Raw genomic sequence first — 6999 nt, 5'->3', positions numbered from 1 at the left:
TTTCTTTGCTGATCAATATGATATTTCCATGCATACTATGATAACACCTTTTGAGGTGGTTGAAATCAGCAAACTCATTTAGCTTCTTTCAGCTTTTTTTCAATTTTCAATTTCTTTTGTTTCAAGATTTGAAGAACAATCTCTCTAGCGCTTTCATCATTAAGAGTGTTAAACAGATCATGCTTCTCAATGTATTTTATTCCTTTTTCGATATGTTCTGCTTCTACATGATATAAAAAGGGTTCTTTCAATTTATTAATATCCAGACTTTCTAATTTTAGGTTATTGGAGATTGTATCAAAAACCTGTTCTACTGATAATATTTTAGTTTTTTTTAATTTTTCGTAAATCAATTCAACATCTTTCCTTTGAATTTCTAAAACAGCTGCTTCTAGTTGGTGGAATCCTATCCCTTCAGCAGATGTGATAGAGATGACTTCGTCAAGTTTACTATTTACAGTATCACTGATTATAGCGAGTTGTTTAGCATATTTTTCCGGAAGAACCTTAGCGTATTTTTCATCTATTACTGCTTTTGCCACTATTTTAGGATAATATTTTTCGTAGAAAGCATAAACTCCCATTCCTATCAATAATATCAGTGTAATTATTAAGAATATTTTTTTCATAATTAATGCTAATTGATTCAATCTTGATTTTCTATTAATTACTTAACGAACAATTATGTGATTTTATACGTAATAATATATATATAATTTACTTTAAAATATTACATCAAAAATACTGTTATTATTCTTTTCTATGCGAACTGTTAAAAATTCAGTAAAAATCGATTGTAATAATGTAATAAAAAATGAAAAAAGTAATAAAAATAAAATTTAATAAATATATAAAATACTGATAATAAGTATATTAAAAATATTTATTAATTTTTAATATAAAATAAAGTAAAAATAAGGACATAATATTTATGATGTATAGTGAATATATTATAAATTTTAGTATTAAAATAAATCAATGAAATATTAATAGAATAATAATATTGAAAAATTTATATAGAAATTATTTGTATAATAATCGTTAAAAAGACACATGATGGTAAAACATACGATTTTGATAGTTGAGGATGATGAGCCAATGAGGTTTTTGTTGGATGTTTTATTGAAAACTGACTATGATTTAATATTTAAAAATGATGGTCTGGCAGGAATGAAGTGGCTTTCAGAAGGTAATATCCCGTCAGTGATAGTTTCAGATTTTAAAACCCCTAAAATGAATGGGTTTGATTTTTTTAACAGCATTTCACAAAGTGGTATGTTTTCCGAAATACCTTTTGTGTTTATCACCAATAGAAAAGAGGAAGCTTTTAAGAATAGATGCTTGGCATTAGGAGCTAAAGGTTATTTGCAAAAACCATTTGATCCTGAGCAATTACATGAAATGTTAGATGGAATATTTAAAGAAATTGAACAATAATAATATGGATACTATAAATACACTTTTAGATAATAAAATTGAAAATCGTTCTTTAATCAAAGAGAGGTCTTTTGATAAAAAAATATTTTATATAAGTAATGAGGCTTTCAATGAACCAAAATTAAGTGTCTTTACCCGAGTGGAGAAAATTAATTTTGAACAACTAATTGAAGCTATCGAACATATTTCTTCAGCTAAGGATCCTGATGCCATTATTTTTCATACTAATTATATTGACCATATCTTTTTCATCAACTTGAGCAAAATTGCCCATACCGTTCGAAATTCAAATAAAACTATCCCGATAATTATTGTTTCAGATAAAATCGAATTAGAGACTAAAAAGAAAGTTTTAAAATTAGGTGGTGATGATTGTTTTCCTATCAATTTCAATCCAGAGAAATTGAATTATTGGATTGAATTTTTAAAAATCTTTAAGAGGCTGTCTAAAGAGGAAAATAATTCAAAAAATATAATGCCAGATTATAAAATTGGAGCTACCAAAAGGATTTTTGATGTTATAGTTTCAGGAAGTTTGCTCTTATTATTTAGTCCAATTATGTTGGTTATTACCTTAATCATAAAATTAGAATCTAAAGGCCCTGTATTTTATGTGTCTAAAAGAGCGGGTGTAGGCTATAAGATTTTTAACTTTTTAAAATTTAGATCTATGGCCGATGGAGCTGATAAAGAACTTAGTAAACTCTCTCATTTAAATCAATATGGCACAAATTCAAATGCTGATGATTCTTCAGAGGCTAACTCTGTGTTTTTCAAAATTAAAGACGACCCAAGGATAACAAAATTTGGGAAGTTTTTAAGAGATACTAGCTTAGATGAAATCCCTCAATTAATCAATGTATTAAAAGGTGATATGTCAATTGTTGGTAATAGGCCTCTGCCGCTATATGAAGCTCAGCAATTGACCAAAGATCAGTGTGCTCTTAGGTTTAGGGCAGCGGCAGGTATCACGGGTCTATGGCAGGTAACCAAGAGGGGTAAGGCGGAAATGTCTGAAGAAGAAAGAATTTCATTAGATTTTGATTATGCTAAGAATAACTCTTTCAAAAATGATATGAAGCTTTTATTCAAGACTGTACCTGCTTTATTGCAAGAAGAAAAAGTTTAAAGTTTCATTTTTCATCACTACAATTTTCAAATAAATACATATTCAGATTTTTAATATATGAAAAGTTGAAATACATCTTTTATTTTATTGAGATACTATTGGTAGCATATTTTATATATGTTAGTCTCTATACATTTATTTTTGCTCTCGCATCATTATTTTACAAAGATAAAGTCAAAGGCTTAAGCTCCGAGCGGCTCAAGTTTGCGGTCTTTATTCCTGCGTATAAAGAAGATCAAGTAATATTGTCTGTAGCAAAGAAAGCAATAAGCCATAATTATCCTTCTGATAAATTTGAAGTATTTATTATTGCTGATTCCCTAAAGAAAGAAACTGTTGAATTCTTAAAATCAATAGAGGAATTAAATGTAGTGGAAGTCAGCTTTGAGCAAAGCACAAAAGTAAAATCATTAAATAAAGCTTTCGAATATATTGGCAATAATCATGATTTTGATTGCGGAGTTATATTGGATGCTGACAATATAATGGGGGATGATTTCCTTCATAAAGTTAATGAATTGCATGTTGAAGGAAAAATGGCTATTCAAGGGCAAAGAGCTGCAAAAAATGAAAATAATACGATATCATTTTTAGATGGTTTAAGTGAAAGCATCAATAATTCAATTTACGGGAAGGGAAGTACCGTATTAAACTTCTCTTCCTCTTTGAAAGGCTCGGGTATGTCATTTGATTTTGAGATATTGAAAAATGAACTTTCGAAAATGAATTCTATAGGAGGGTTTGATAGAGAGCTGGAATTAAGATTAACCCGTCAGAAAGTCAAAGTTTATTTTGCAGATTCTGCCATTGTGATGGATGAAAAGGTTGATGAATCTGAGGTTTTTAAGAATCAGAGAAAGCGATGGATTTCAAGCCAATATTTTTATTTGGCTCGCTACTTTTGGCAAGGGATGTTGGCCTTTTTTACTGGCAAGTTTGATTTGTTCAATAGTATCATTTTGAGGAACTTGCAATTACCTCGTTTAATCAATCTGGGATTAGCTAATATGTTATTCTTAGCACACTTTATAGGGGTTTTATATTTTCAATTGAACTTTGCCTTAGGATTGATTTGGGGTTTAATAGCTATAGTTTTGGACTTCGGAGTTTTGTTGGCAATTCCTAGGAAATATTATAATCGAAGGTTGTTGTTGTCGATTATTAGACTCCCTTTGATTTTTGGTCAAATGGTTATGTTGCTTTTCAAATTAAAAGGAGCAAATAAAAAATTCATTCATACTCCCCATAGGGAAACTAAATAAAATCAAATGCCAAAACCATTAGTTACTATAATAAGTGTTCATTTTAATCAGCTTGCGTTAACGGAGTCTTTTATCAAGAGTGTGTTAAATCAGCTTTATTTAAGTTATGAATTGATCATTATAGATAATGGTTCTTTGAAGGAGCCGATTGATCCACTTATTGAAAAATATCCGATGGTTGATTTTATTATAAGTGAAGAAAATTTAGGTTTTGCAGGCGGGAATAATCTTGGTATAGAAAAGGCAAAAGGGGAGTTTTTGTTTTTTTTAAATAATGATACAGAGATCGAGGAAAATACTATTGAAATTCTAGTGGAGCATTTCAGTAAAAACCCCGAATGTGGGATGCTAAGCCCAAAAATCAAGTATTACGATACCAATACATTGCAATATGCAGGTAGTGGAAAAGTTAATTTATATAATGGAAGAATTATCAGAATAGGATATAAAGAGGAGGATAGAGGTCAGTTCGATAGTGTGTATAAAACTGAAATTATACATGGGGCTGCCATGATGGTTTCCAGGCATTTTATTAATACTGTTGGGATGATGTCTTCTGAATTCTTTCTTTATTATGAAGAGATTGACTGGTGCCACCAGGCTAAAGAGGCCGGAATTGAAATATGGTTTAATGGAAATAGTACGGTTTATCATAAAGAGTCGATGAGTATCGGGAAAAACTCACCTTTGAAAACCTATTATATGTCTAGAAATAGATTGCTATTTATGAGAAGACATACCCACGGTTTTAAAAAAATATCTTGGATTGTATTTTTCATTTTGTTTAGCATCCCCAAGAATCTAATGGTTTTTGTGTTTAAAAAAGACTGGAAGAATCTAAAAGGATTTTTAAGTGGAGTAAAATGGAATTTATTTAATAAATACAATTTTACTTAACAGTTAGAGCCATTGACTTTTAAATAATTATAACCTTAGGATTTATTGAAAATGAAAATTGGAATAGAAGCACAAAGAATATTTCGTGAAAAAAAACACGGCATTGATATTGTAGCAATTGAACTTATTAGATCATTACAAATACTCGATACAGAGAATGAGTATTATATATTTTGTAATGCAAAAAATGCTAAAGTTTCGAGCATATTTTTAGATGTGCCTTCTAATTTTCATTTTATTCAAAAAAGTTCCTCAAATTACGCCACTTGGGAACAAGTACATTTACCTAAGCTTGCCGATAAGTATAATTTAGACTTATTGCACTGTACTGCGAACACCGCTCCATTGGCTTTAAGTATTCCTTTAATACTTACGCTTCATGATATAATTTATTTGGAAAAAATGGATTTCCTTGGTGGAAGCCTTTACCAGAGGATTGGAAATTTATATAGAAGGTTTATAGTCCCTCAAATAATTCATAGATGTGAGAAAATCGGGACCGTTTCTAATTTTGAAAAAGATAAAATTGCAGACTATTTTAATATACCGGATTCAAAATTGAAAACTTACTATAATGCAAGTTCAGATTATTTTGAAGTAATAGAGGATAAATCAATAGTTCAACAATTTCTTCAACAAAATGAATTACCAGAACAATATATAATGTTATTTGGAAGTGAAGATCCCAGAAAGAATACGGAGAATTCAATTATAGCATATGCAGAATATGTACGGAATAGTCTGGCGGAAGAAATTCACCCATTGGTAATTGTAGATATTGAAAAAGATTATTATAAAAATATAATTAAAAGGAATAACCTTCAGGATGTTGATGAATACATCATTACCAAACAATATATTTCAAATTTTGATTTAAAATATATTTATAATGGAGCAAGTTTGTTTCTGTTCCTTTCAACGCGCGAAAGTTTCGGTATTCCAATACTGGAAGCTATGGCATGTGGTACTCCTGTGCTGACTTCAACATTGTCATCTCTACCTGAGGTGGCCGGTGATGCAGCAGTCTTGGTAAATCCTTTAGATAAATCTAATATAAGTGTAAATATAAATCTGATTTTATCAGATGAGGATTTGCGCTCTCGATTAATTGAGAAGGGGCTTAAAAGAAGCTTAGATTTTAATTGGAAGTTTACCGCTGAAAAATGGCTCGATACTTATAGATCGTGTTTGAAACAAAAAATGGTAGCCGAAAAATGAAAACACTTTTATTAACAGCCATCTTGTTTAGTTTGTTTTTCTGCGCTTTTGCACAAGAAATCAGTACTCCGATTCTTGAAGAAATTTCTGAAAATCAATTTAGTTTTGTTCAAACTGGAGAATTGCCTGAATCCATAAATGAGGCTTCCGGTCTTGAGACATTTAATAATCAAGTCTTTTGGACACACAATGATGGTGGGATACCAGTTCTTTATGGGATCGATTCTTCCGGGAATTTAATTAAAACCATTCACTTACTTAATAAGAATAGAGGTTGGGAGGATTTAACAAAGGACGAAAATGGAAATTTATATATTGGTGCTTTTGGTAATAATAAATCTGACAAAAGGGAATTAAAGATATACATTATCCCTAATCCTGATAGCATAACATCTAATAGAACACTTGCAAAAGTTATAAAATTTAGTTTTGAAGATCAAAAAAGTTTTCCGCCTACTTCTGATAGAAAGAATTTCGATGTAGATGCTTTTTTATATTTAAATGATTCTCTTTATCTATTCACTAAAAACAGAACTAAGCCTTACGATCATATTGTAAATGTTTACACTTTACCAATTAGTAGTGGCGATTACCTTGCAAAAAAGGTAGATGCTTTCAAGCTTGAAGGAGCTATGGTAAATAATTGGATTACTGGGGCTGATATTTCGAAAAATAAGCAGACTATTGCCTTATTGTTTCATAACAGAATCATTACCATAACAGATTTCAAGGATTCTAAAATTTCAAAAGGTAGGTTTAAGGAGTATAAATTTAACCATTATACCCATAAAGCAGGAATTGCTTTTACGAAGGATAATGAAATAATGATAGTGGATGAAAAGGAAATGAATCTTGTTGGCGGAAATATTTATCGATTTAATTTTCGACAATAAGGAGGGATACTTTTCAGAACCGCCTAATAACCTGAGTTCGATTCTAATTTAGGATTCAGAACGCCTGTAAATAGTGAGTTTCAACTAAAAATTCTGAAGCAATAGCGGGCTATTGTAAGGAATTTTTAGGAAGAAAATCGCTGTTTAGAGGTGGGATAGGAAA

The 6999-nt window shown here is 30.2% G+C and carries 7 protein-coding genes; 6 read left to right on the top strand and 1 reads right to left on the bottom strand.

The features are described from left to right. Positions 1-74 precede the first annotated feature (74 nt). A complete protein-coding gene (locus Q0L29_RS15205; protein ID WP_296623026.1) occupies positions 75-629 on the bottom strand; it encodes a hypothetical protein in 555 nt (184 codons plus the stop codon). 424 nt (positions 630-1053) lie between these two features. Between Q0L29_RS15205 and Q0L29_RS15200 the strand changes: the two genes are divergently transcribed. From Q0L29_RS15200 to Q0L29_RS15175, 6 genes are all read left to right on the top strand, one after another. Then, positions 1054-1437, top strand: coding sequence for a response regulator (locus Q0L29_RS15200; RefSeq protein ID WP_296623024.1), 384 nt, complete (start codon positions 1054-1056; stop codon positions 1435-1437). A gap of 4 nt (positions 1438-1441) precedes the next feature. Beyond that, positions 1442-2566, top strand: coding sequence for a sugar transferase (locus Q0L29_RS15195; protein ID WP_296623022.1), 1125 nt, complete (start codon positions 1442-1444; stop codon positions 2564-2566). A gap of 65 nt (positions 2567-2631) precedes the next feature. Further along, a complete protein-coding gene (locus tag Q0L29_RS15190) occupies positions 2632-3828 on the top strand; it encodes a glycosyltransferase family 2 protein (RefSeq protein WP_296623020.1) in 1197 nt (398 codons plus the stop codon). A gap of 6 nt (positions 3829-3834) precedes the next feature. Beyond that, positions 3835-4725: a glycosyltransferase family 2 protein gene (locus Q0L29_RS15185; RefSeq protein ID WP_296623018.1), complete on the top strand. Its 891-nt coding sequence runs from the start codon at positions 3835-3837 to the stop codon at positions 4723-4725. A 51-nt stretch (positions 4726-4776) separates the two neighbouring features. Then, positions 4777-5943, top strand: a complete 1167-nt coding sequence (locus tag Q0L29_RS15180; protein WP_296623016.1) for a glycosyltransferase family 1 protein — start codon at positions 4777-4779, stop codon at positions 5941-5943. Continuing rightward, positions 5940-6836, top strand: coding sequence for a hypothetical protein (locus Q0L29_RS15175; RefSeq protein WP_296623014.1), 897 nt, complete (start codon positions 5940-5942; stop codon positions 6834-6836). Before Q0L29_RS15180 ends, Q0L29_RS15175 begins: the two co-directional genes overlap by 4 nt. Positions 6837-6999: the final 163 nt, after the last annotated feature.

This window comes from Marivirga sp. (assembly GCF_024636815.1).
Classification (GTDB): domain Bacteria; phylum Bacteroidota; class Bacteroidia; order Cytophagales; family Cyclobacteriaceae; genus Marivirga.
Note: the sequence above shows the minus strand (reverse complement) of the source record. Positions and strands in the feature narration are given on the sequence as shown.

Coding starts and splice junctions, on each gene's coding strand:
- Q0L29_RS15185 (WP_296623018.1), top strand. CDS start 3,835: ATGCCAAAACCATTAGTTACTATAATAAGTGTTCATTTTAATCAGCTT.
- Q0L29_RS15205 (WP_296623026.1), bottom strand. CDS start 629: ATGAAAAAAATATTCTTAATAATTACACTGATATTATTGATAGGAATG.
- Q0L29_RS15175 (WP_296623014.1), top strand. CDS start 5,940: ATGAAAACACTTTTATTAACAGCCATCTTGTTTAGTTTGTTTTTCTGC.
- Q0L29_RS15200 (WP_296623024.1), top strand. CDS start 1,054: ATGATGGTAAAACATACGATTTTGATAGTTGAGGATGATGAGCCAATG.
- Q0L29_RS15195 (WP_296623022.1), top strand. CDS start 1,442: ATGGATACTATAAATACACTTTTAGATAATAAAATTGAAAATCGTTCT.
- Q0L29_RS15180 (WP_296623016.1), top strand. CDS start 4,777: ATGAAAATTGGAATAGAAGCACAAAGAATATTTCGTGAAAAAAAACAC.